Origin of the sequence: Microbacterium gallinarum, from assembly GCF_014837165.1 — a bacterium.
GTDB classification, from domain to species: Bacteria; Actinomycetota; Actinomycetes; order Actinomycetales; family Microbacteriaceae; genus Microbacterium; species Microbacterium gallinarum.
Window position 1 is genome coordinate 116,612 of sequence record NZ_JACSPM010000001.1, and the last position, 23,808, is coordinate 140,419.

General features: G+C 70.3%; 20 protein-coding genes. 6 read left to right on the top strand and 14 right to left on the bottom strand.

Translation table 11 applies throughout. The annotated features are described in order from the left end of the window. Positions 1 to 281: 281 nt before the first annotated feature. Entirely contained in the window at positions 282 to 1,946 is a 1,665-nt protein-coding gene (locus tag H9622_RS00585) for a Mur ligase family protein (RefSeq protein WP_191763244.1), read from the top strand. Between the two features lie 114 nt (positions 1,947 to 2,060). Here H9622_RS00585 and dxr read toward each other — a convergent pair whose 3' ends face one another. Together dxr and H9622_RS00595 are read right to left on the bottom strand one after the other, a co-directional pair. Further along, on the bottom strand, positions 2,061 to 3,149 hold the full coding sequence (gene dxr / locus H9622_RS00590) for a 1-deoxy-D-xylulose-5-phosphate reductoisomerase (protein WP_191763246.1): 1,089 nt from the start codon (positions 3,147 to 3,149) through the stop codon (positions 2,061 to 2,063). 21 nt (positions 3,150 to 3,170) lie between these two features. Continuing rightward, a complete protein-coding gene (locus H9622_RS00595) occupies positions 3,171 to 4,133 on the bottom strand; it encodes an FKBP-type peptidyl-prolyl cis-trans isomerase (RefSeq protein ID WP_191763247.1) in 963 nt (320 codons plus the stop codon). Positions 4,134 to 4,320: 187 nt separating this feature from the next. Here H9622_RS00595 and H9622_RS00600 point away from each other — a divergent pair, with 187 nt between their 5' ends. Further along, the gene (locus tag H9622_RS00600) at positions 4,321 to 5,037 is read left to right on the top strand and encodes a lysophospholipid acyltransferase family protein (RefSeq protein WP_225221591.1); all 717 of its coding nucleotides are present in this window, start codon (positions 4,321 to 4,323) and stop codon (positions 5,035 to 5,037) included. On the opposite strand, the gene H9622_RS00605 is transcribed toward H9622_RS00600, so the two are convergent. Next, positions 5,006 to 5,509 carry an OsmC family protein gene (locus H9622_RS00605; protein ID WP_191763251.1) on the bottom strand — a complete coding sequence of 168 codons (504 nt, stop codon included), beginning with the start codon at positions 5,507 to 5,509 and terminating at the stop codon, positions 5,006 to 5,008. The genes H9622_RS00600 and H9622_RS00605 overlap by 32 nt on opposite strands. Positions 5,510 to 5,560: 51 nt before the next feature. Between H9622_RS00605 and H9622_RS00610 the strand changes: the two genes are divergently transcribed. From H9622_RS00610 to H9622_RS00620, 3 genes are all read left to right on the top strand, one after another. Beyond that, positions 5,561 to 6,550 carry an asparaginase gene (locus H9622_RS00610; protein WP_191763253.1) on the top strand — a complete coding sequence of 330 codons (990 nt, stop codon included), beginning with the start codon at positions 5,561 to 5,563 and terminating at the stop codon, positions 6,548 to 6,550. Positions 6,551 to 6,606: 56 nt separating this feature from the next. After that, entirely contained in the window at positions 6,607 to 7,722 is a 1,116-nt protein-coding gene (gene ald, locus H9622_RS00615; protein WP_191763255.1) for an alanine dehydrogenase, read from the top strand. A gap of 122 nt (positions 7,723 to 7,844) precedes the next feature. Further along, the gene (locus H9622_RS00620) at positions 7,845 to 8,132 is read left to right on the top strand and encodes a hypothetical protein (protein ID WP_191763257.1); all 288 of its coding nucleotides are present in this window, start codon (positions 7,845 to 7,847) and stop codon (positions 8,130 to 8,132) included. Between the two features lie 28 nt (positions 8,133 to 8,160). Here the strand turns inward: H9622_RS00620 and H9622_RS00625 are convergent, their stop codons facing one another. The 7 genes from H9622_RS00625 to H9622_RS00655 form a co-directional block, all read right to left on the bottom strand. Further along, complete coding sequence (locus H9622_RS00625) at positions 8,161 to 9,726, bottom strand: APC family permease (RefSeq protein ID WP_191763259.1); 1,566 nt, start codon at positions 9,724 to 9,726, stop codon at positions 8,161 to 8,163. Between the two features lie 31 nt (positions 9,727 to 9,757). Continuing rightward, positions 9,758 to 12,514, bottom strand: a complete 2,757-nt coding sequence (locus H9622_RS00630; RefSeq protein WP_191763261.1) for an FtsK/SpoIIIE domain-containing protein — start codon at positions 12,512 to 12,514, stop codon at positions 9,758 to 9,760. 203 nt (positions 12,515 to 12,717) lie between these two features. Then, complete coding sequence (locus tag H9622_RS00635; RefSeq protein WP_191765479.1) at positions 12,718 to 13,671, bottom strand: PP2C family protein-serine/threonine phosphatase; 954 nt, start codon at positions 13,669 to 13,671, stop codon at positions 12,718 to 12,720. Between the two features lie 50 nt (positions 13,672 to 13,721). Further along, entirely contained in the window at positions 13,722 to 15,764 is a 2,043-nt protein-coding gene (locus H9622_RS00640; RefSeq protein WP_191763264.1) for an ABC transporter ATP-binding protein, read from the bottom strand. Next, positions 15,761 to 17,491: an ABC transporter ATP-binding protein gene (locus H9622_RS00645; protein ID WP_191763266.1), complete on the bottom strand. Its 1,731-nt coding sequence runs from the start codon at positions 17,489 to 17,491 to the stop codon at positions 15,761 to 15,763. Before H9622_RS00645 ends, H9622_RS00640 begins: the two co-directional genes overlap by 4 nt. Before the next feature lie 151 nt (positions 17,492 to 17,642). Continuing rightward, positions 17,643 to 18,635, bottom strand: a complete 993-nt coding sequence (locus H9622_RS00650) for an aldo/keto reductase (protein ID WP_191763267.1) — start codon at positions 18,633 to 18,635, stop codon at positions 17,643 to 17,645. Between the two features lie 115 nt (positions 18,636 to 18,750). Continuing rightward, on the bottom strand, positions 18,751 to 19,593 hold the full coding sequence (locus H9622_RS00655) for a DUF5684 domain-containing protein (RefSeq protein ID WP_191763269.1): 843 nt from the start codon (positions 19,591 to 19,593) through the stop codon (positions 18,751 to 18,753). Between the two features lie 178 nt (positions 19,594 to 19,771). Between H9622_RS00655 and H9622_RS00660 the strand changes: the two genes are divergently transcribed. Next, a complete protein-coding gene (locus H9622_RS00660) occupies positions 19,772 to 20,263 on the top strand; it encodes a DUF4282 domain-containing protein (RefSeq protein WP_191763271.1) in 492 nt (163 codons plus the stop codon). A gap of 85 nt (positions 20,264 to 20,348) precedes the next feature. On the opposite strand, the gene H9622_RS00665 is transcribed toward H9622_RS00660, so the two are convergent. The 4 genes from H9622_RS00665 to H9622_RS00680 form a co-directional block, all read right to left on the bottom strand. Then, positions 20,349 to 21,098, bottom strand: a complete 750-nt coding sequence (locus tag H9622_RS00665) for a YaaA family protein (RefSeq protein ID WP_191763273.1) — start codon at positions 21,096 to 21,098, stop codon at positions 20,349 to 20,351. A 78-nt stretch (positions 21,099 to 21,176) separates the two neighbouring features. Next, on the bottom strand, positions 21,177 to 21,437 hold the full coding sequence (locus H9622_RS00670) for a F0F1 ATP synthase subunit epsilon (protein ID WP_191763276.1): 261 nt from the start codon (positions 21,435 to 21,437) through the stop codon (positions 21,177 to 21,179). Between the two features lie 2 nt (positions 21,438 to 21,439). Continuing rightward, positions 21,440 to 22,888: a F0F1 ATP synthase subunit beta gene (atpD, locus tag H9622_RS00675; RefSeq protein WP_191763278.1), complete on the bottom strand. Its 1,449-nt coding sequence runs from the start codon at positions 22,886 to 22,888 to the stop codon at positions 21,440 to 21,442. A 22-nt stretch (positions 22,889 to 22,910) separates the two neighbouring features. Next, complete coding sequence (locus H9622_RS00680) at positions 22,911 to 23,807, bottom strand: F0F1 ATP synthase subunit gamma (RefSeq protein WP_191763280.1); 897 nt, start codon at positions 23,805 to 23,807, stop codon at positions 22,911 to 22,913. Position 23,808 lies beyond the last annotated feature (1 nt).

Genomic DNA, 23,808 nt, shown 5'->3' on the forward strand with positions numbered 1-23,808 from the left:
GCGGGCCCCGTGCCGTGCCGCGCGGTGCCGCGGCGTGCTGACCCCGTGCCGTGCCGAATCAGGGGATCTGGCGAAAACAGGACGATTCCCCGCGAAACGTCCTGGATACGCCAGATCGCCTGATCTCGGCGACGGCTGACCGGCCACCGGCGACCGAACACCGGCGACCGAAGACCGGCGACCGAAGACCGGCGGCCGGCGGCCGGCGACGGCGACGAGGGCGGTGTGCGCTGTGGACGGGCGTGGGGTTCACGCCCTCCGGATGAGAGGATGGAGACGCCATGCCGACCGACGCGCCTTCGAACCTTCCCCCCGTCCTCCGACCGGACGCGCCGCCCGTTCACACCCTCGATCAGCTCGCCGCACGCTTCGGCCTCGAGGTGCGCGGCGAGACCGCCGGGGTGACGCTGACGGGCGTGACGCTCGCGACCGCCGACCTCCGGCCCGGCGACGTGTTCGTCGCGGTGCGAGGCGTCAACCGCCACGGCGCCGAGTTCGCCGCCGCCGCCGCCGAGAAGGGCGCCGTCGCCGTCGTGACCGACCCGGACGGTGCCGAGCTCGCCGCGACCAGCGGGCTCCCCGTCGTGCTCGTGGACGACCCCCGCGGGTTCCTCGGCGACCTGTCAGCGTGGGTGTACAGCACCGGACGCGACGACCACCTCCCGATCCTCTTCGGCACGACGGGAACGAACGGCAAGACGAGCGTCTCGCACATCCTCGAGGGCATCCTCGGTCAGCTCGGGGCGGTCACCGGCCTCTCCTCGACCGCCGAGCGACACATCGCGGGCCAGGTGATCGTGTCGCGCCTCACCACGCCCGAGGCATACGAGATGCACGCGCTCCTCGCGCTCATGCGCGAGCGCGGGGTGGAGGCGGTCGCGGTCGAGGTGAGCGCGCAGGCGCTCAGCCGTCGTCGCGTCGACGGCATCGTGTTCGACGTCGCCGGGTTCACCAACCTCACCCACGATCACCTCGACGACTACGCCGACATGCGCGAGTACTTCGAGGCCAAGCTGCCGCTGTTCCTGCCCGACCGCTCACGTCGTGCTGTCGTGTGCGTCGACTCCGAGCAGGGCGCCGAGGTCGTCGCGCGCAGCCAGGTGCCGACCGTGACCGTGGGCACGCCCGCGTTGGCTTCGGATCCGGATGCCTCGGCCGATGCCGACTGGGTCGTCGAAATCCTCGACGAGCGCCCTGTCGGCACCGAGTTCCGCCTCACCGCGCGCGACGGCCGCAGCCTGACCACCCTCGTGCCGGTGATCGGCCGGCACATGGCCGCGAACGCCGGCCTCGCAATCGTGATGATCCTCGAGGGCGGCTACGCGTGGGAGCGCCTCGTCGAGACGCTCGACGGCCACCGCATCGAGGCGTACCTTCCCGGGCGCGCCGAGCTGGTCTCGGGCGAGACCGGCCCCGCCGTGTACGTCGACTTCGGGCACTCCCCCGACGCGTTCGAGAAGACGCTCGCCGCGGTGCGGCGCGTCACGCCGGGCAAGGTCGTGATGCTCTTCGGCGCCGACGGCGACCGCGACGCGACCAAGCGCCACGACATGGGTCGCACCGCCGTCGAGGGCAGCGACATCCTCATCGTCACCGACCACCACCCGCGGCACGAGAACCCCGATTCGATCCGCGCGACGCTGATCGAGGGCGCGCGCCGGGCGCAGCCGAATGCCGACATCCTCGAGTTCTCGCCGCCGGAGCGGGCGATCCTCGAAGCTGTCGCACTCGTCGGCGACGGCGACGCGATCCTCTGGGCCGGTCCGGGCCACCAGGACTATCGCGACATCCGCGGCGTGCGCACGCCTTACTCCGCGCGCGAGCTCGCACGTCGCGCGCTGCGCGGTGCCGGCTGGCCCGTGCCCGAGCCGCACTGGCCCGTGCCCTATCCTGCCGACGAGACCCCGGCCTCCGACCCCGAGCGCCCCGCCTACCCCGCGTCGTAGCGCCTCCGGTTGGCTCGGCGCGCAGCGCCGCATCGAACCCCTGCACGCACGGCCTGTAACGACGGGCCTCGACACACGCGCGGCGCGCGCACTCGATCAGCGGGGGGCGAAAAGTCACGCGGAGCCGGCCGCGATCGCGCGATCAGCGGCCTCGCGCGCCCAGCGCTCCGCCTCGGCGAGTGACTCGCGGGTGAGGGCGCCGGGTGCCTCGTGCTTCTCGACCACGCGCTCGACGGTCTCGACGATGCCGGTGAAGCCGAGTCGCCCCTCGTGGAACGCGTCGACCGCCTGCTCGTTGGCGGCGTTGAACACGGCGGGAAACGTCCCGCCGGCCCGGCCGACGCGCTTCGCCAGCTTCACGGCCGGGAACGCCTGCTCGTCGAGGGGCTCGAACGTCCACGACGTCGCGGCCGTCCAGTCGAGCGGACGCCCGACGCCCGAGACGCGGTGCGGCCAGTCGAGCCCGAGAGAGATCGGAAGCCGCATGTCAGGCGGTGACGCCTGGGCGATCGTGGAGCCGTCGGAGAACTCGACCATCGAGTGGACGATCGACTGCGGGTGCACGACGACGTCGATCTCGCCGTACGGCACCTGGAACAGAAGGTGCGCCTCGATGACCTCGAGCCCCTTGTTCACCAGCGTCGCCGAGTTCGTCGTGACCACGCGGCCCATGTCCCACGTCGGGTGAGCCAGCGCTTCGGCGGGCGTGACGCTCGCAAGCGACTCCCGCGAGCGGCCGCGGAACGGGCCTCCCGATGCGGTGAGCACGAGCCGCCGCACTTCGGCCCGGTCACCGGAGCGCAGCGCCTGCGCGATCGCGGAGTGCTCCGAGTCGACGGGCACGATCTGACCCGGCTGGGCGATCGCCGTCACGAGATCGCCGCCCACGATCAGCGACTCCTTGTTCGCGAGCGCGAGCGTGCGCCCGCTCTCGAGTGCCGCCAGCGTCGGGCCGAGCCCGACCGACCCGGTGATCCCGTTGAGCACGACGTCGGCCTCGACATCCCGAACCAGCTGTTCGGCCTCCTCCGCGCCGAGCGCGATGCTCTCGACCCCGAACTCGTCGGCCTGCGCCTGCAGGACCGTGCGATTGGAGCCGGCCGACAGCCCCACGACCTCGAAGCGTCCGGGGTTGGCCCGGATGACGTCGAGAGCCTGGGTTCCGATCGAACCGGTCGAGCCGAGGACGAGGACGCGCCGCATCCGATCAGCCTACCGAGCGGGTTACTGCGCGGGAGTCTCCGCGGGCTGCACGCCGAGGATGTCGACGACGAACACGAGGGTCTGGCCCTTGAGGTCGGCGTCGTTGATCTCGCCCTCGCCGTAGGCGACGGCCGGCGGGAGCACGGCGACGACCTGCGAACCGACGGTCTCGCCGACGACCGCGTCGGTGAAGCCCTGCACGACGCCGCTGCCCGCGGTGAACGAGAACGGCGCACCGCCCCAGCTCTCGTCGAAGACCTCGCCGGTGTCCCACGAGACGCCGTGGTACTGCACCAGCACGCCGTCGCCGGCCGCGACGACCGGGCCGTCACCCTCCTTGAGGGTGGCCTTCTCGAACTCGGTGGGCGCGTCGCCCTCGGGCAGCGTCACTGTGGGGGCGCCGTCTTCGGCGAGCTCGACCGTGGGCAGACCCTCGGTCGGCTCGACGGGCTCGCCCCAGGCGGCATTCGGAACGACCTCGAGAAGGTCGACCACGTAGACCTCGGCGGCTCCCTGCTCGGTGGCCGGGAAGGCGGCCACGACACGGGTGCCCGGCGTCGCGCAGCCGAGCAGCTGGCCGAGCGGGTTGTCGCCCGAGATCTGCTGCGGCAGCACGGGCGCGTCGTCGTAGCCGAACGAGCCGAGCTCCTCGCCGGTCTCGGCGCTGAACGCGGTGAGCGCGTAGGTCACGAGGTCACCGGCTGCGACCGGGTCGCCCTCACCCTCCGAGACGACGGTGCTCTGCAGCTCCTCCACCTCCAGCGGCGCCTCGAAGGTCGCGGTGGACTTCTCGCCGACTTCGCCCTCGACGGTGATCGACTCGGTTGCCGCTCCCGACGGCGCCGCAGCGGCGCAGAGGTCGGCCGCCGCTCCGCTCGTGCTGGGCGTGGGGGTGGCGTTGGGGTTTGCGCCGCCGGCGCAACCCGCCAGCAGAACCGCGGAGAGCGCGGCGACGGACAGGGCGGCGATCGGGCGAATGCGCACGGTGAGACCTCGAGTCGATTGCAGGGGAAGCCCCCATCCTCCCGCATCTTTGCTTTGTCTGCGCTGAGAAGTCGCCATGCCGATACCGGAATGGAATGGGGAGTACCCTCGACGGGTGACTTCCGACCTGGTACCCGAAGCGGATGAACCGGCCGCAGTCGCACCTCCGGAGGCTCCGGCGACCCGAATGGGCGCCACGTACTTCCTCGGTCGATTCGTGCTGACCCCGACCGCGCGCCTCGTGTACCGCCCGCACATCGAGGGCCGTGGCAACGTGCCCAAGAGCGGGCCGGTGATCTTCGCGAGCAACCACCTCTCGTTCATCGACTCCATCGCGATCCCCGTAGCCGCGCCGCGCCCGGTTCACTTCCTCGCGAAGGCGGACTACTTCGAGGGCACCGGGTTCAAGGGCTGGGCCTCGCGCGAGTTCTTCACGGCGATCGGCGCCATCCCCGTGCGGCGTGGTGCGGGGCAGGCCGCCCTCGACGCGCTCGACCAGCAGCGCGTGCTGCTCGACCAGGGGAGGGCCGTCGCGCTGTACCCCGAGGGCACGCGATCGCTCGACGGGCGCCTCTACAAGGGCCGCACCGGGGTCGCCTTCCTCGCCCTGCAGACCGGCGCCCCGGTGGTTCCCGTCGGCCTCATCGGCACCGACGAGGTCATGCCGGTCGGCGCCAAGCGCCCCTCGCGGCAGCACCGTGCCACGGTCAAGTTCGGCCAGCCGCTCGACCTCGCCCACCATGGGCCCGCCACCTCCGGCAAGGCGCGCCGCCTCGCGACCGACGACATCATGAGCGCGATCCACGCCCTGTCGGGCCAAGAGCTCGCCAACGCCTACAACGAGGCGCCCGCGCAGAACCCGATCGAGCGCATCAAGCAGGTCCTGCCGCACGAGCGTCGCTGACCCCCGCGACCACGACCGTCGGCTCGTGGCGCACCGGGAAGTTCACCGAGTTCGCGATGAAACACCACTCGTTCGCCTGCGTATGCGCGGCGGTCGCGGCATCCACCATCGACGCCTCCGCCACCGTCACCCGGGGCCGCAGCACCACCTCGCGGAAGGCTCCCCCGCCCCGGCCGTCCTCGACCATGAGCCCGGAGGCGTCGTCCTCATAGCCGACCACGACCACGCCCGCCTGGACGCACGCGTGCAGGTACGAGAGCAGGTGGCACTCGCTGAGCGATGCGAGGAGCAGATCTTCCGGGTTCCACTTCGTCGCGTCGCCACGGAAGGGCTTGTCGGAGGATGCCTGCAACGTGGGCTTGCCCGCGATGTCGATCGTGACCGCACGGTCGTAGTCGCGATAGCCCGAGGTGCCGGTGCCCCGATCTCCGGTCCACGACGTCCGGACGGAGTATCGATGCTCTCCCCACATGTGCACAGTCTGTCATGCAGCCGCCGTCTGCCGCGGCGATAGGCTGGCTGGGTGCCGCAGACCTTCGCCGCAGCCGACGCCGTTGAGCTCGCCGTCGTCGACCGCAGTGGCTTCATCGAATCCCGCCACGCCGGAATCGCGATCGTCCTCGCGCCCGACGGCACGATCCACACCAAGCTGGGCGATCCGTCCGCGCTCATCCTCCCGCGATCGAGCCTCAAGCCGCTGCAGGCGCTCGCCTGCCTCGCGGCAGGCGCCCCGCTCGAGGGCCAGCGTCTCGGTCTGGCTACCGCGAGCCACTCCGGCACCGACCGCCACGTGGCGGTCGTCCGCGAGGTCCTCGAGTCTGCAGGTCTCGGCGAAGAGGCCTTGGGCTGTCCGCCGGCGTGGCCCGGAGACACCGCCACTCGCGACGAGCTGGTGCGCGAGCGCGCCGAGCCCTCACGCGTCCGTATGAACTGCTCGGGCAAGCACGCCGCCATGCTGCTGACCTGCGTCACCAACGGCTGGGATCCGGCCGGCTACCTCGCTGCCGAGCATCCGCTCCAGCTCCACGTCCGCGAGGTGATCGAGCGTCTCCTCGGCGAGAAGGCCGCGGCCACCGCCATCGACGGCTGCGGCGCGCCGGTCTACGCGACAACCCTGTTCGGGCTCGCGCGGGCCATCCACCGCATCGGCAACTCGTCGCCGACGTCGCCGTTCGCGCTGCACCGCAGCGCCGGCACCCTGGTGCAGGCGGTGCGCGAGAACCCCTGGACGATCGACGGCCCCGAACGGCCCGACACGATCGTCAACGAGCAGCTCGGTGTGTTCGCCAAGGGCGGCGCCGAGGGCGTGATGGTGATGGTCGCCCCCGACGGCACGACTGTCGCGCTCAAGATGCTCGACGGCAGCGGCCGCGCCGCCACCGCCGTCGGTCTGCGCCTCCTCGAGCGCGCCGGCGCCCTCGGCTCGAACGAGGTAGCGGCCACCATGCACAAGCTTCCGCTGTCGGTGTTCGGCGGCGGGCAGAGTGTCGGGGCGATTCGCCCCGCTTTCTAGAGGCGCTCCCACAAGGAGCCCGAGCGCTCCAACGGCGGAGCGGAAAGGATCACACGATGAGGATCAGCGTCCCCACCGAGGTGAAGAACAACGAGTACCGGGTGGCCCTGACACCCGCGGGCGTTCACGACCTCGTCGCCGCGGGCCACGAGGTGTTCGTGCAGCGCGGCGCCGGCACCGGATCATCGATGCCCGACAGCGAGTACGAGGCCGCCGGAGCCACCCTTCTCGACGACGCTGCAGAGGTCTGGGCGCGAGCCGAGCTGCTGCTCAAGGTCAAGGAGCCGATCGCGAGCGAGTACCGGTACTTCCGCGACGACCTGGTGCTGTTCACCTACCTGCACCTGGCCGCCGACCGGCCGCTCACCGACCGCCTGGTCGAAGACCGCGTGACCGCGATCGCGTACGAGACCGTCCAGGTCGCCGGCGGTGGCCTCCCGCTGCTCGCCCCGATGAGCGAGGTGGCCGGTCGTCTCGCGCCGACGGTCGGCGCGGCGACGCTCATGCGCTCCGCCGGCGGACTCGGCCTGCTGATGTCGGGAGTTCCGGGCACACGTCCGGCCCGCGTGACCGTCATCGGCGGCGGCGTCGCCGGCGCGAACGCGGCCGTGATCGCCGTGGGCATGGGCGCCGACGTCACGGTGTTCGATACGAACGTGCAGCGCCTGCGCTACCTCGACGACCACTTCCAGGGTCGCGTCAAGACCGCGGCATCCAACCCCTTCGATCTCGACAAAGCAGTCGTCGACTCCGACCTCGTCATCGGCTCGGTGCTGATCCCCGGCGCGAAGGCGCCCAAGCTCGTCACGAACGAGATGGTCTCGCGCATGCGGCCGGGCAGCGTGCTCGTCGACATCGCCGTCGACCAGGGCGGCTGCTTCGAGGACACCCGCCCCACGACCCACGCCGACCCGACCTTCCCGGTGCACGGCAGCGTCTTCTACTGCGTCGCTAACATGCCGGGCGCCGTGCCCAACACGTCGACCTCGGCGCTCACGAACGCGACCCTCCCCTACATCCGCCAGATCGCGCGTCGCGGCTGGAAGGACGCGCTGCGAGCGGATGCCGCGCTCGCGGGCGGTCTGAACACCGTCGACGGCCGCGTGGTCAACGCCGGCGTCGCAACCGCGCACGGTCTCGAGCTCGCGCCGCTGGAGCCCGCGCTCGCCTGATCGGGTCCACCGCGTCGCCCGGTGGCCGGGATCCTCGCAGGATCCCGGCCACCGTCGCCAGCGGACCATGGCGGCTCCTCGGTGCGCGGCGTAGCATTCTGCCGAGAATCGAGGTACTCCTCATGGTGCTTCTGCGGATCCAGCATCCCGTCGGAGATTTCGAACGGTGGAAAGCCGCGTTCGACAGCGACCCGCTCGATCGTCGCGGATCCTCGGTGCGCGGCTACGCCGTGCATCGCGACGCGGACGATCCGGCTGTCGTGGTGATCGATCTCGAGTTCGACGACGCGGATGCGGCCCGTGCGATGCTCGCTCGGCTGGAGGCGATGTGGGCATCTCGCCCGGCGGGAATCGCCGCCGAGCCGCGGACCTCGGTGCTCGAGACGGTGGAGCGCGTCGCGCTTCAGTGAGCGGCCGGTCGCCGGGTCACCGCCCGGGTCAGGCGAGGCCGCCGTCGATGGAGCGGCTGAAGTCCGCCGGATCCTCGGGCACGAGCACCGGGGTGTCGCGGTTGAGGCTCTCGCCGCGGAAGAACGGCTTCGACCGCGGGAAGAAGAACCACAGGAACATCAGCAGCACTCCGAAGGCGAGCGCGCCGATGCCCATGACGAACGTGCCGCCGACGCCGAGCAGCACCGTGTAGCCGTAGTCCACGTCGAACATGTCGATCGCCGACTGCACGAACGCGTAGGTCAGCATGAGCGCGCCGAGGAGCGGGAGGAGGAACTTGTAGAAGAAGTTCCGGGGCGACGTGAAGAGCTCCCGGCGGAAGTACCAGACGCACGCGTAGCCGGTGATGGCGTAGTAGAACGCGATCGCGAGCCCGAGCGACAGAATCGAGTCCTGCAGGATGCTGTCGCTGATGAGGACCATGCCGACGTAGTAGACGATCGCCACGACGCCCATCACGAGCGTGGAGAACGACGGCGTCTTGTACGTCGGATGCACGGTGGCGAACTTGCGCGGAAGCGCCTTGTACGCCGCCATAGACAGCGTGCCGCGCGCGGTCGGCAGGATCGTCGTCTGCGTGGAGGAGATCGCCGAGATCATCACGGCCACCACGAGCACCCAGCCGACCGGACCCAGAAGTCCGTCCTTGATCGCGAGGAAGAAGTCGTCGGCGTTCGCCTCGTTGCCGAGGCCGGTGCCCGTCTCACCCAGGCCCGCGTACATCATCGCGGCGACCGTGACACCGACGTACGTCACCAGGAGGATGACCGTCGTGAGCAGCGCGGCCCGGCCCGGAATGCGCTTCGGGTCCTTCGTCTCCTCGTTGAGCGCCAGGCACGTGTCCCAGCCCCAGTAGATGAACAGGGCGAGCAGGATCGCCTCGATGAACCCGCCCCACTCGGTGAACGCGAACGGGTTGAACCACGACCAGTCGAACGGCGTGGCGTCGGGCGCCGAGCCGGCGAAGAAGTGCCACAGCGCCGCGATCACGAAGATCGCCAGGGCGAGGTACTGGATGGCGAGCAGCACGTTCTGGATGCGCTCGCCGATCTCGACACCGCGCCAGCTGACCCAGGTCATGGCGGCGATGAAGACGACGCCGGTGGCGGTGACAAGAGGCACGTTGTCGGAGAGCAGGGCGTCCTCCGGGGAGCGGACGATGCCGTCGATCAGAGCCCAGAAGTAGATGCCTGCGATCTGGGCCAGGTTGGCGAGGACTACCATTCCTGCCACCGCGACGCCCCAACCGCCCAACCAGCCCACCCATGGTCCGAAGGCCTTGGTGCCCCAGGTGAATGTCGTGCCGCAGTCCGGCACCGCATTGTTGAGCTCGCGGTAGGCGAAGGCGATGAACAGCATGGGGATGAACGCGATGACGAAGGCGATGGGCGCCTGGGCGCCGACCGCGAGCACCACGAATCCGAGGGTCGCGACGAGCGAGTAGACGGGAGCGGTTGAGGCGAGACCGATGACCGTGGAGCCGAACAGCCCCAACGTGCCGGTCGCGAGTCCCTTGCCCTGCGGACGTTCGAGGTTGATCGGGGTTGTAGACACACCGTGACGCTATGGCCCGGTCGGAGGGGAATCAAGGCCACGCGCGGGGACGGTTCGGCCGGACCTCGGCCGAAGGAAGGACGATGCGGACGGCGTCGCCGCCGGCCGAGATCAGCCACGCGCGGCCTCGGCCGGACTCGCAGTACGGCGGGAGCGTGCGGGCACCGGTCAGCAGCCGGAACTCCGCGGCGCAGGACGTGTCGACGACGAGGTCGTGGTCGCCGCGCGCGTCGGCGAGCAGCCGCCAGTGCCGCTGCCAGTCGTCGGGCTCGCCCACGACCACGACCGGGCCGTCCGCCGTGACCGCGGGATCGGCGGCGTAGCCGTCTACCGAGACGGAGCGGACACCGCGCCGCTCCCACTCGTCCAGCGCCGCCCGCGCGGCAGGCGAGCGTCGCGTCGCGAAGGCGGTCAGCGGAGCCGACGGGCACCAGTCCGGAGAAGGGTCGGGCGCGAGGCTCGGGAGCCGCGGTGCGAGCGCGACCTGCAGCGCCGTACCGTCGAGCACCCCGCGGCCAGGCGGCGCGCCGGGGACGAATGCGGCGGGATCACCGCCGGCGGCGATGTGCTCTGTGCGCGTCGGGAACGGCAGCAGCAGTCGCTTGGGGAAGAGGTCGGCGATCCTCGCGACGGCGCCCGCGAGACGATGCGCGCTGGCCAGGATCAGGACGCCGTCCGACCCCGCGCGACGCACGAGCTCCTCGATGCGCTCGATCGCCACCTGAGCGTAGTCGGGCGGGAGCCGCATCGCGACGGCATCGAGATCGTCGATGCACACGAGCGAGCCCGGCGGCGGCGGTTCGGCGGCGAGCGTCGCGATGGCATCCCACATCGGCTCGGGCGCGGCAGGGATCCGCATGACTGCGGAGGGAGCCTGTGCTGCGGCGAGCGCGACGGCGTTCGTCAGCCCCGCGCCGGGACCGCCCAGCACGAGAAGCCCGCGGTCTTCGATGCGCAGGGTGGCGGCACGCTGTCGCTGGAGGTGCGGCTCGTCGGCGAGGCCGAGCAGCAGGACCTCGCCGTTCACCGCCGTCGGGGACAGCTCGGCGAGCTCTGCCAGCGACAGCCGAGGGGGCAGGCCCGGAAGCCACGGTCGGCGCGGACGCTCATCGCCGCCCCGTGCCGCTGCGGCGTCGATGTCCGAGGGTCCGGACAGCGCGACCCGCACGGGCCGCGGACGGGCGTCGCCCGCCCGGCGCAACAGGGCGTGACCCCTCCCTTCTGCTCCGCCCGGCAGCAGCGCGGCCTCGTCGGTGCCGAGGAGACTTCGGCTGTCGGCGGCGTCGGTCACGCGCAGACTGATGCGCAGCGGGCAGTTCGCGAGGAGGCTGTCGCGGATCACGCCCGCAGCACGCTGCGTGCCCAGCACGAGGTGGATGCCCAGCGCACGACCGCGGGCGGCGACGTCGGCGAAGACGGCGTGCAGTTCGGGGTGGTCGCCGAGGAGCGCGGCGAACTCGTCGACGACCACCACCAGTCGCGGCAGCGCAACCCGCGGATCGAGGATGTCGCGCGCGCCGGCAGCGGCCAGTTCTCCCTCGCGCCACCGCACCTCGGCCCTGAGGCTCTCGATGGCACGACGTGCACCGGCACCGTCGAGGTCAGTGATCACGCCGGTCACGTGCGGCACGCGGGCAAGCGAGTCGAACGCGGTTCCGCCTTTGAAGTCGGCGAGCAGGAACGTCACCTCCCGCGTCGAGCGGGTGCGGCACAGCGCGAGGATCCAGGTGATGAGCAGTTCGCTCTTGCCGGAACCCGTGACCCCCGCGACGACGGCGTGTGGACCGTCGGCGACGAGGTCGACGACCGCCGGCTCCCGCCCCTCGAGGCCGATCACCGCCGCGAGACCCGACCGGCTCGCGTCGACCGCGGCGAGATCGACGGGCGCCGCGAGATCGGCGAGCGTCACCGGCCCGCTGTCGCGGACTCTCAGCCCCAGCACGCGCTCTGCACGCTCGGCGAGCATCGCTGCGACTGCCGCGGCCTGCTCCACCGCGAGCGCTTCGACGCTGACCTCCGACACTTCCCCTCCCCGTTCGACGGTCGCCGAATCGGGCGAGCGAGCGGTGATCACGGTGCCGCACTGCGGAGGCAGCGGGTCGCCGGGCGCGGAGCACGCGATCACGATGTCGGCCTCCGACGGCACGGTCTCTCCCGAGAGGACGACCGCAAGGCGCCGCGGAGCGCCCACGACCCGATGCGGGAGCGCCTCCATCCAGGCGAGTCCGTCTGTCAGCGGGCCGACGATGGCGAGATCTCCCGGCGGCAGGGCGAGGCACAGCTGGATGACGAGCGCGCGCTGCACCGCCGCGGCGATCACGGCGTTCCCCACCACCACGACCCCGGCGTGCAGGGAAGCGATCACCGGTGCGTGCGACAGCCGTGACGACCGCGCACGGAGGGCGATCGCACGCGCGTCGCCCTCTCCGCCGGTGATCCGCACGTCGCTCGCGATCTCGCCCTCGCCGATCACGAGAACGTCGTCGCGGTCCGGTGATCTGCGCCAGACCTCGTCGTCGCGAGCGAGGAACGAGGCGACATCGGGATGCCGCGCCCACGCGCGCCGGCGCTCCTCGTCGTGCCGCCGCGCCACCGCCTGGGCGACCTCGGCCTGCACGCGCGTGGCGTCGGCATGATGCAGACGGCGGTCGCGGCGTGCGCTGCGGGCGGCGTCGGCGAGCGTCGCCACGGCGATCAGCGGGCCGAGGGCGGCAAGCCACAGCGACAGGATCGACCCCGTCACCAGCCACAGCCCGATCGCGCCGACGATCGGGACGACCGCAGCCACCACGGGGAGCGGCGGCCGGGACGGGGGCGTCCACGCTGAGGGCAGATTCAGCGGCTCGGAGGCTGCTGGGTCAGCGAACGAGAGTCCGTCAGCCCTGGCGGGGCGAGGAGCTGCGAAGCGAGGTGCGGCGAAGGACACGCCTCAGTTCAGCGCGGCACCGTCGACCCGAAGCCGCGACGTCACCCATCGGTGGACGGCGGCGGTCAGTCCCTGCGTGGGGAGGAGTCGGCACCGGCCGCATCGTCACCGGCCGCAGCAGCGCCATCGTCCGCGGCGGCGCCGGCCGCGGCATCCCGACGCTCTCGCCTGCCATCGCCATCCGCAGGCGACTCGTCTGCGGCCGCGCCGTCCTGCTCTTCACGATCACGGACGTCGTCCTCACCGGCCCCCGAGGCCGACCCGACGTCCAGCACGATGATCGTGATGTTGTCGCGACCGCCGTTCTCGAGCGCGGCGTCGAGCATCGCGTTCACGGCATCGGCCGGGTCGGCGTTCTCGTCGAGGAAGTGTCGGATGCCGTAGTCGGTGAGCTCCTTGGTGAGCCCGTCGGAGCAGATCACGAACCGGTCGCCCTCGGCGACGTCGAGACGCACGTAGTCGGGCGTGACACCCTCGCTGGGCCCGACGGCACGCGTGATCACATTGCCGTACGGGTGGTTCTCGGCCTCTTCAGGGCTCAGTCGTCCGGAGGCGATGAGCTCCTGCACGACGGAGTGGTCGGTGGTGATCTGCACGATGGCGCCATCGCGCACGAGGTACACGCGCGAGTCGCCGATGTTCAGCGTGACCCAGTGCGCGGTGTCGCCGCTCGTGTCGAGGTAGAGCCCGGTGAGCGTCGTTCCGGTGCCGTCGTCGGTCGCTTCGGGGTGCGACGCGATGTCTTTCACCGCACGGGCGAGGGCCTTCTCGATCGCCTTCGGCGTGACGGTACCCTCGTCGGCCACGACCTTGAGGCGGTCGATGGTGCTGGCGCTGGCGATCTCGCCTCCGACGTGACCGCCCATGCCGTCGGCGACGACGAACAGCGGGTAGGAGGCGAACATGGCGTCCTGGTTCACCTCGCGCCGGCGACCCGTATCGGTGACCGCCGCCCACGCCAGGTCGATGGTTCCACCCGGCACGGGCACCGAGAGCGACTGGGTGGATACCTCGGGCACGCCGTCGTCCTCCCGATCGAATTGGCGCAGCCCGGTGTCCGGGCGCGTCTTCACATACTAGTGGGTTCCTCCCCCACCTCTTCGGCGGCCGGGCCCGATGACGCGCCGGATACCGGCGCTCCGACCGCGACGGAGTCCTCGAGGGTCTCCTCGTCCATGGGCGCTTCGAACTGCGCGTTGTACAGCCGCCAGTACGCACCGCGGGCGGCCAGCAGCTCGTCGTGGGTGCCTTGCTCGACGATGGATCCGGCCTCCATGACGAGGATGAGATCGGCATCGCGGATGGTCGAGAGCCGATGCGCGATGACGAAGGCGGTGCGATCCTCGCGCAGCCGCGACATGGCCCGCTGGATGAGCAGTTCCGTGCGCGTGTCGACGGAGCTCGTCGCCTCGTCGAGGATGAGGATGCGCGGATCAGCCAGGAACGCCCGCGCGATCGTGACGAGCTGGCGCTCGCCCACGCTGAGGTTGGTCGCCTCATCGTCGAGCATCGTCTCGTACCCGTCGGGCAGGGCGTGGACGAATCGGTCGACGTAGGCGGCGGTGGCGGCAGCGAGGATCTCCTCCTCGGTGGCGTCGGGCCGGCCGTACGCGATGTTCTCGCGGATCGTGCCCGCGAAAAGCCACGTGTCCTGCAGCACCATCCCCGTGCGCGCGCGCAGGTCGTCGCGCGTCATGCGACGGGTGTCCACACCGTCGAGCGTGATGCGGCCGTCATCCACTTCGTAGAAGCGCATGATGAGGTTCACCAGCGTCGTCTTGCCTGCGCCGGTCGGACCGACGATCGCGACGGTGCTGCCGGGCTGGGCCGTGAGCGAGAGGTCGTCGATGAGCGGCTTGTCCGGCGAGTAGCGGAACGAGACGCCCTCGAACGCGAGGTGACTCGCGGTGTCGGGCGCGCTCTGCACCGGGACGTCATCGGGCTGCTCCTCGGCCTCGTCGAGAAGCTCGAACACCCGCTCGGCGCTCGCCACGCCCGACTGCAGGAGGTTCGCCATCGACCCGAGCTGGCTCAGCGGCTGGGTGAACTGGCGCGAATACTGGATGAACGCCTGCACGTCGCCGATCGACAGCAGTCCGGCCGCCACCTGCAGACCGCCGACGACAGCGATCGCGACGTACACGAGGTTCCCGATGAACATCATCGACGGCATGATGATGCCCGAGATGAACTGAGCGCCGAAGCTCGCCTTGTAAAGTTCATCGTTCTCGGCGCGGAAGTCGGCCTCCACTTCGCGCTGGTGGCCGAAGACCTTCACGATCGAGTGGCCGGAGAACGTCTCCTCCACGCGCGCATTCAGCACGCCCGTCGATCTCCACTGCGCCGCGAAGAGCTTCTGCGATCGCTTCGCGACCACCACCGTGATCACCACCGTGAGCGGGATCGTCACGAGGGCGATGAGCGCGAGCAGCGGCGAGATGACGAACATCATCACGAGCACGCCGATGACGGTGAGCAGCGAGATCACGACCTGCGAGATCGTCTGCTGCATCGTCTGGCCGATGTTGTCGACGTCGTTGGTGACGCGGCTGAGCAGCTCGCCGCGCTGCACCTTGTCGAAGTAGGAGAGCGGCAGGCGGTGCACCTTCTCTTCGACCCGCAGCCGCAGCTGGTGCATGGCCCGCTGGACGACGCCGTTGAGGATCCGCGCCTGAAGCCAGCCGAAGACACTCGCCAGGACGTAGACCGCGAGCACGGCACCGAGAATCCACGCCAGTTGCTCGAAGTCGACACCCCCGCCGGGCGTGAAGTCCATTGAGGCGATCATGTTCGCCTGATCCACGTTCCCCTGCGCGATCAGCCCGTCCACCACCTGCTGCTTGGTGGCACCGGGCGGCATCTGCAGCGACACGAATCCGGCGAACACGACGTTCGTCGCGTTCCCGAGCAGCTTCGGGCCGATGACCGTCAGGGCGACGGACAGCACCGAGAAGATCAGCACCGCGATGAGCGCGGACGTATCGTGGCGCAGCGTGCCGAGCAGCCGCTTGGCACTCGGGCCGAAGTTCTGCGCCTTCTCGCCGCCGCCGACCTGGCCCATCGGTCCGCGCTGCATCGGCATCCGCCGCGGGGCGCCCTGCGGGCCGCTCATGCCGCCTCCGCCGCGAGCTGCGATTCCACGATCTCGATGTAGGTCTCACACGTCTCCACGAGCTCGTCGTGGGTGCCGATCCCCACCATCCGTCCGTGGTCGAGCACGATGATCTGATCGGCATGGCGGATCGTCGACACGCGCTGGGCGACCACGATCCTCGTGGCATCGGGCAGCTCCGCATCGAGGGCGCGACGGAGCGCGGCATCCGTCGCCAGATCCAAGGCCGAGAAGGAGTCGTCGAAGATGTAGACCTCGGGCCGCTTCACCAATGCCCGGGCGATCGCGAGCCGCTGACGCTGCCCGCCGGAGACGTTCGTGCCGCCCTGCGCGATCGGCGCCTCGAGCCGTTCGGGCAGGGCCGACACGAAGTCCTTCGCCTGGGCCAGCTCGAGGGCGTGCCACAGCTCGTCGTCGGTCGCCTCGCCGTTGCCGTAGCGCAGGTTCGACGCGACCGTGCCCGAGAACAGGAAGGCCTTCTGCGGCACGAGGCCGATGCGCTGCCACAGCTCATCGGGGTCGTACTCGCGCACGTCGACGCCGTCGACCCGCACCGCGCCGGCGGTCACGTCGAACAGGCGTGCGACGAGGCCGATGAGCGTGGTCTTCCCCGCGCCCGTCGACCCGATCACGGCTGTCGTCGTGCCGGGGTCGACCGTGAAGGTCAGGTCGTGCAGCACGGCGTCGTCGGCACCCGGGTAGGCGAAGTCGACAGCGTCGAACTCGACACGGCCCGCAGGAACGGGAGCGGATGCCGCGGCCACCGGTGCGTCGACCGACGGCGCGGTCTCGAGCACTTCGCCGATGCGGTTCGCGCACACGGCCGCGCGCGGGATCATCACGAACATGAAGGTCGCCATCATGACGCCCATCAGGATCTGCATGAGGTACTGCAGGAACGCGAACAGCGTGCCGATCTCGACGCCGCTCTCCTGCACCTGGAAGGCGCCGAACCAGATCACCGCGACGCTCGAGACGTTCATGACGAGCATGACCGCGGGGAACATCAGCGCCATCAGGTTGCCGGCGCGCAGCGCCGTCTCCTGCACATCGGCACTGGCGCCGGTGAAGCGCACCTGCTCCTCGGGCTCGCGCACGAACGCGCGCACGACGCGGATGCCGGTGAGCTGCTCGCGCATGATCTGGTTCACGCGGTCGATGCGGGTCTGCATCTTCGTGAACGCGGGCACCATTCGCGAGACGATGAGGCCCACGATGATCAGCAGCACCGGGATCGCGACGGCCATGAGCCACGAGAGGCCCGCGTCCTGCTGCACCGCGAAGATGACGCCGCCGATCGCGAGGATCGGCGCCGACACCATCAGGGTCGCCGACACCTGCACGAGCATCTGCACCTGCTGCACGTCGTTGGTGTTGCGGGTGATGAGCGACGGCGCGCCGATCTGCCCGACCTCGCGCTGCGAGAACGCCACGACGCGGTGGAACAGGTCGCCGCGCAGGTCGCGCCCCATGCCCATCGCCAGGCGCGACCCGAAGTAGACCGCCACGATCGCGCACGCGATCTGCACGAGGCTGATCGCGAGCATCACACCGCCGGTCTGCCAGATGTACGGGATGTCTCCGGTGACCACGCCGTTGTCGATGATGTCGGCGTTCAGGGTGGGCAGGAGCAGCGACGCGATCGACTGCGCGAACTGGAAGACCACGACGGCGATGATGAGCGGCCACGCGGGTCGCAGGTATCGCACGAGGAGCTTGCCGAGCACGAGCGTCCTTTCCGGTGCGCCGAGACCGCCGCGACCGCGGCAGCGCACAGAGAGCGACGCTACGCCTGGCCGCGGACACGCCACAACCCGCCCGCTACGCCGTGGGCGAACCACCCCGCACGCGGCCGCCGATCGGGCGGCGGAGCGCGGTTCAGACCTTGGCGCCCGGGTCCTCCGGCAGCGGGAAGAGGGCGTCGATCGCCGCGATGTCGTCTGCGGTGGGCGACCACGCGCTGGCGGCGGCGGCGTTGGCGCGCACCTGCTCCGCGCTCGTCGCGCCCGCGATCACGCTCGCGAGCACGGGCTTCGCGAGCAGCCAGCCGAAGGTCGCTTCGAGCATCGTGATGCCGCGCTCGTCGCACAACGCCTGGAACTGCTCGAGCTCGTCCCACGGCGCGTCCTGCCAGACGTGCTGACGCTGCCGCATGATGCGGGTGTCCTCGGGTGCATGGTCTCGCGAGAACTTGCCGGTGAGCAGTCCGTTGTGCAGCGGGAAGTAGGGCAGGAAGCCGAGCCCGAACCGCTCCGCCGCGGGGATCACCTCGCGCTCCGACGCGCGCGCCAGCAGGCTGTAGTGGTTCTGCGCCGAGACGAACGGGGTGCCCGACCGCTGCGCCGCGACGTAGTGCGCCTCGGCGATCTGCCAGCCGCTGAGGTTGGAGTGCCCGATGTAGCGGACCTTGCCCTCGCGGACGAGATCGCCCAGCACGTCGAGCGTCTCATCGATGGGCGTGCCCGGATCGGGGGTGTGCAGCTGGTAGAGGTCGATCCACTCGGTCTGCAGACGGGTGAGGGATGCCTCGACCGCCTGTCGCACGTACGACCGTGAGGCCTTCGCCCCGACGACCGGCAGGCCCATGTCGCGGCCCGAATGCCCGAACTTGGTCGCGAGCACCACACGGTCGCGACGACCGCGCAGGGCCTCGCCCATGAGCGACTCCGACAGTCCCGGGTCCTTGCCGTACATGTCGGCGGTGTCGAGGAACGTGACGCCGGCGTCGATGGCGGCGTCGAGCACGTCGCGAGTCCCCTCGAGGGTTTCGGTGCGGGTGCCCGCACGGCCGAAGTTGTTGCAGCCGAGGCCGACGGCCGAGACGAGGAGCCCGGAGGCGCCGACCCGGCGCAGGGGAACGGGGGATGTCATCCCTCCACGTTATCCCGCGAGCCGACGGCGAGCTCCGCACGCCGAACCGCGGAGGGCCGACGGCGCCGAGCACGCGAAGACCCCCCGCCGGAGGGCGAGGGGTCTTCGTACTGCGCTACGGACGAGGGGCGTCGGGCGCGTCCGGTGCTGCGGGCGGCTCGGACGCCGGCGGTTCGGTCGCCGGCGGGGGCTCGGTCGCTGCCGGAGGCGCTGCGGGGGGCTCGGCTGCAGGCGGCGCAGCCGCCGGAGGAGCGGCGGGCGCGTCCGGCGCGGCCGGCGGCGGCGTCACGGGCGGCTGGCCCCCGGCGGGCGGGGGTGCGTACGCGGCCGGGGCCGCAGGCCCGGCAGGCGGCGCGGGCGGTGCCGAATAGCCCGCGGGCGGCGGCTGGTAGCCGGCCGGCGGCGCGTAGCTGCCGGGAGCGGTCGCCGCGTTGGGCGGGAAGCCGCCGGCGGGGACCTGGTTCGGGATGCCCGACCACGTCGTGTTGTCGGCGAGGAAGTTGCCCGCCCACGGAGCCGCCGGGATCGCGGTGTTCCAGCGCGACTTGTCGAAGGCGTTGATGCCGAGCCACACGATCGAGAGGAAGAAGTAGAGGATGAGCCAGACGGCTTCCTTCTGCAGCTTCAGGCCAACGCGCCACGCGGCGAGAAGGGTGTAGATGAAGGCGGCGAGACCGAAGAGCTGACCGACCACCGGGATCCAGCTGAGGAACGCGGTGGCGCCCCACAGGATCAGCAGCCACCACGGGTTGAGGTCGCCGAGCTTGACGAAGATCAGGGTGTTGTACACCGGGACCCATGCGCGCCACTTGCCCTGCACGCCCGCCTTCTCGAAGATCTTCATCAGGAACCACGACGAGATCACGTAGGCCGCGATCGCGAGGATGAACAGCAGGGGCGCGAGGACCAGCCAGACGGCGATCAGCCCTCCGATCCCGTAGTCGTCGTCGTATGACATGAACGTCCTCTCCGGAACGATCGTCGATGCGCACGCACATCGAGCGAGGCGCCTCGCCCCGCGGGACACATGCTAGCGATGCCCATGCGGGCATGTCAGCAGAAACCGGGCGTTTCGGGGGCTGACCCCCGGCGCGGCTGTCGATAGCCTGACAGGAACAGTCAGCGGAAGGATCACCATGACCGACCCCACTCCCCCCGTTCCGCCCCTCCCCGAACAGCCTGCCGCAGACGCCGCGCGCTCCGCGGCGACGCCGGGCGAGGCATCCGCTCCCGCTTACGATCCCGCGACCGACCCCGACGACACGGGGGTGCCGCGGTCACTCGACGACGATGTCGCCGCCGTCGGCCGTGGCTTCTTCGCGGCGCTGTTCGACATCAGCTTCCGCACGTTCATCACGCGCCGCCTCGCGAGCGTCTTCTACGTCGTGGGCCTCATCGCCATCGCGATCGGCTTCATCGTGTACCTCGTGAACGGGATCGTCGGCGGCACGTCACTGCTGTGGATCAACGTGGGCGCCGGCGTCACCGCGATCATCGCGACGATCATCATCGTGCCGCTCGTCGCGTTCATCGCGATCATCGCGCTGAGGTTCATCATCGAGGCCGTCGTGGCGCTCATCGCGATCGCAGAGAACACGGAGCGCACCGCTCAGCACACCCGGCGCTGACGCTCCTTCGCCCGTCGAGCTGCCACTTCTCGCGGCGTGAACGAAGCGGAAGTCACCGGAGCCGGCAACTCGGCGGCGGGCGGGCTCAGGCGAACAGCTCGAGCTCTCCGGGCTTTCCGGCGCGCACGCGCAGGCCCGCGGCATCCGCCCAGCTCACGAATCCCGCGAGCGAGTTCACACGTGGCCGGTCCTCGGCGAGGCGACGCACGAGCGCGCCCTTCGCGTGCTTGTTGAAGTGGTTGAGGGCGCGCACGGCGCCTCCCTCGGACTCCGACACGACCCGCACGTACGCCGAGGGCACCGACGTCGGGACCGGCCCCAGTGCGACATACGCCTCGGAGCGCAGGTCGAGTACGAACCGAGGCCGCTCCTCGGCCAGCGCCGCGGTGACGGCATCCGCCCACACCTTCTTCAGGGACGCGAGGCCCGGCAGCGACGCCGACGCACCGAGTCGGTAGGACGGGATCGCATCGAGGGCGCCCACAGGTCCGAACGGGGCCGAGTGCACGCGGACGTGCGCGCCCAGCCAACGGCGGGAGACCGCGGGAAGGGATGCCGCGTCCAGCGCGTCGAAGAGGACACCGGTGTACCGATCCACCGCAGGCATGGTCGGCGCCTCGTGCAGCGCCGCGTTCACCGCGACCTCGCCGAGCTGGGTGCGGCCGAGCTTCAGCACCCTCGCGGCTTCCGCTTCGTCAGCCGAGAGCGCGACGAGCGCGTCGACGACGGCGACGCGCTGGGGCGCGAGGGCCGGCATCGCGAGGCCGCCGACGTCGAGCGGGCGGCCGCGGCCCCCCGGCCGCTTCGTCTCGGAGGGAGGAAGGAGGATCAGCATGGGTCCCGTGATGTCGTCGTGGCAGAGACGAAACGCCCCGAGTCCGCGTCGGACTGGGGCGTTCCGGTCTGAGGTTCGTCAGGCGATGAGCGCCGCGTTGCCGGCGACGATCGTCAGGTTGTCGCCCTCCATGGAGAGGAAGCCGTCCTGCGCGTTCGCGACGATCTTGGTGCCCGAGGTCTGGGTGATGCGCACCTGACCCTCGGCCAGGATCGCCAGCACCGGCTCGTGACCCGACATGAAGCCGATCTCACCCTCGACGGTCTTGGCGACGACGAGCGACGCCGCTCCCGACCAGACCTCCGCATCGGCGGAGACGAGACTCACGTTGAGCGGCATGATCAGCCGTTCTCCTTCTGGATGCGCGCCCAGTTCTCCTCGACGTCGGAGATGCCGCCGACGTTGAAGAACGCCTGCTCGGCGACGTGGTCGAAGTCGCCCTTGACGATCGCGTCGAACGACTCGATGGTCTCCTTGATCGGGACCGTGGAGCCCTCGACGCCGGTGAACTTCTTGGCCATGTAGGTGTTCTGCGAGAGGAACTGCTGGATGCGGCGTGCGCGCGACACGACGATCTTGTCTTCCTCGGAGAGCTCGTCGACGCCGAGGATGGCGATGATCTCCTGCAGCTCCTTGTTCTTCTGGAGGATCTGCTTGACGGCGGTGGCCACGCGGTAGTGGTCGTCGCCGATGTAGCGCGGGTCGAGGATGCGGCTCGTCGACGTCAGCGGGTCGACGGCCGGGTAGAGACCCTTCGACGCGATCTCACGCGAGAGCTCGGTCGTGGCGTCGAGGTGGGCGAACGTGGTCGCCGGAGCCGGGTCGGTGTAGTCGTCGGCGGGCACGTAGATCGCCTGCAGCGAGGTGATCGAGTGACCACGCGTCGAGGTGATGCGCTCCTGGAGCACACCCATCTCGTCAGCCAGGTTGGGCTGGTAGCCCACCGCGGACGGCATGCGGCCGAGCAGGGTCGAAACCTCGGAACCGGCCTGCGTGAAGCGGAAGATGTTGTCGATGAAGAGGAGGACGTCCTGCTTCTGGACATCGCGGAAGTACTCCGCCATCGTCAGCGCCGACAGGGCCACGCGCAGACGCGTGCCCGGCGGCTCGTCCATCTGGCCGAACACCAGGGCGGTCTTGTCGAAGACGCCCGCCTCTTCCATCTCGTGGATGAGGTCGTTGCCCTCACGGGTGCGCTCGCCGACACCGGCGAACACCGACACACCACCGTGGTCCTGCGCGACGCGCTGGATCATCTCCTGGATGAGGACCGTCTTGCCGACGCCCGCACCGCCGAAGAGGCCGATCTTTCCACCCAGCACGTACGGGGTGAGAAGGTCGATGACCTTGATGCCGGTCTCGAACATCTGGGTCTTCGACTCGAGCTGGTCGAAGTTCGGGGCCTTGCGGTGGATCGGCCAGCGCTCGGTGATCTCGATGGTCTCGCCGGGCTCGGCGTTGAGGACCTCGCCGGTCACGTTGAAGACCTTGCCCTTGGTGACGTCGCCGACGGGCACGGTGATCTGCTCGCCGGTGTCGCGCACCTCCTGACCGCGGACGACGCCGTCGGTGGGCTTGAGCGCGATGGCGCGCACGAGATCGTCACCGAGGTGCTGGGCGACCTCGAGGGTGATCTCGGTCGACTCGCCCTCGATGGTGATCGTGGTCTTGAGCGCGTTGTAGATGTCGGGGATCGCGTCGTGCGGGAACTCGATGTCGACGACGGGGCCGGTGACCCGCGCGACGCGGCCGACGACCGCGGTCTCGGTCTTCTCTGCGGTGAGGCTCATGGCTTCTTCTCTTTCGTGTGGTCTATTTGCCCGACGCCAGAGCGTCGGCGCCGCCGACGATCTCGGCGATCTGCTGCGTGATCTCGGCCTGGCGAGCGTTGTTGCGCAGGCGGGTGTAATCGGTGATGAGCTTGTCGGCGTTGTCGCTGGCGGACTTCATCGCCTTCTGCGTGGCGGCGTGCTTCGCGGCCGACGACTGCAGGAGGGCGTTGAAGACGCGGCTCTGGATGTACACCGGCAGGAGCGCGTCGAGCACGGTCTCGGCGTCCGGCTCGAACTCGTAGAGCGGGTACACCTGAGCGGACGCCGCTTCCTCGGCCTCGACGACCTCGAGCGGAAGCAGCCGCACCGTCTCGGGCGTCTGCGTCATCATGCTGACGAAGCGGTTGTAGACGAGGTTGATCTCGTCGACGCCGCCGTCTTCGCCACCGCGGTCGTACGCGGAGAGCAGTGTCGCCGCGATCTCCTCGGCCGTGGTGAAGTGCGGGGTGTCGGTGTCGCCCGTCCACTCCGCAGCCGCCTCCATTCGACGGAACTGGAAGTACCCGACGGCCTTGCGGCCGATGAGGTAGAACACCGGCTCCTTGCCCTGCTGCCGCAGCAGCTCGGCCAGCTCGAGGCCCTCGCGGAGGATCTGCGAGTTGAACGCGCCGGCGAGGCCGCGGTCGGAGGCGAAGATGACCACCGCCGAGCGGCGGATGACCTCGCGCTCCGTCGTGAGCGGGTGCTCCACGTTCGAGTGCGTCGCCACGGCGGAGACGGCTCGCGTCACGGCTCGCGCAAAGGGCGACGACGCGCGCACACGCGCCATCGCCTTCTGGATGCGCGAAGCCGCGATGAGCTCCATCGCCTTCGTGATCTTCTTGGTCGTCTGAGCAGTGCTGATCTTCTGCTTGTAGACCCGGAGTTGTGCGCCCATT

What these genes read in the sequence shown, in the direction of transcription:
- ald (WP_191763255.1), top strand. Translation starts at nt 6,607, where the DNA reads ATGAGGATCAGCGTCCCCACCGAGGTGAAGAACAACGAGTACCGGGTG.
- H9622_RS00655 (WP_191763269.1), bottom strand. Translation starts at nt 19,593, where the DNA reads ATGTCATACGACGACGACTACGGGATCGGAGGGCTGATCGCCGTCTGG.
- H9622_RS00605 (WP_191763251.1), bottom strand. Translation starts at nt 5,509, where the DNA reads ATGTGGGGAGAGCATCGATACTCCGTCCGGACGTCGTGGACCGGAGAT.
- H9622_RS00620 (WP_191763257.1), top strand. Translation starts at nt 7,845, where the DNA reads ATGGTGCTTCTGCGGATCCAGCATCCCGTCGGAGATTTCGAACGGTGG.
- H9622_RS00650 (WP_191763267.1), bottom strand. Translation starts at nt 18,635, where the DNA reads ATGACATCCCCCGTTCCCCTGCGCCGGGTCGGCGCCTCCGGGCTCCTC.
- dxr (WP_191763246.1), bottom strand. Translation starts at nt 3,149, where the DNA reads ATGCGGCGCGTCCTCGTCCTCGGCTCGACCGGTTCGATCGGAACCCAG.
- H9622_RS00665 (WP_191763273.1), bottom strand. Translation starts at nt 21,098, where the DNA reads ATGCTGATCCTCCTTCCTCCCTCCGAGACGAAGCGGCCGGGGGGCCGC.
- H9622_RS00640 (WP_191763264.1), bottom strand. Translation starts at nt 15,764, where the DNA reads ATGAGCGGCCCGCAGGGCGCCCCGCGGCGGATGCCGATGCAGCGCGGA.
- H9622_RS00670 (WP_191763276.1), bottom strand. Translation starts at nt 21,437, where the DNA reads ATGCCGCTCAACGTGAGTCTCGTCTCCGCCGATGCGGAGGTCTGGTCG.
- H9622_RS00585 (WP_191763244.1), top strand. Translation starts at nt 282, where the DNA reads ATGCCGACCGACGCGCCTTCGAACCTTCCCCCCGTCCTCCGACCGGAC.
- H9622_RS00680 (WP_191763280.1), bottom strand. Translation starts at nt 23,807, where the DNA reads ATGGGCGCACAACTCCGGGTCTACAAGCAGAAGATCAGCACTGCTCAG.
- atpD (WP_191763278.1), bottom strand. Translation starts at nt 22,888, where the DNA reads ATGAGCCTCACCGCAGAGAAGACCGAGACCGCGGTCGTCGGCCGCGTC.
- H9622_RS00600 (WP_225221591.1), top strand. Translation starts at nt 4,321, where the DNA reads ATGGGCGCCACGTACTTCCTCGGTCGATTCGTGCTGACCCCGACCGCG.
- H9622_RS00660 (WP_191763271.1), top strand. Translation starts at nt 19,772, where the DNA reads ATGACCGACCCCACTCCCCCCGTTCCGCCCCTCCCCGAACAGCCTGCC.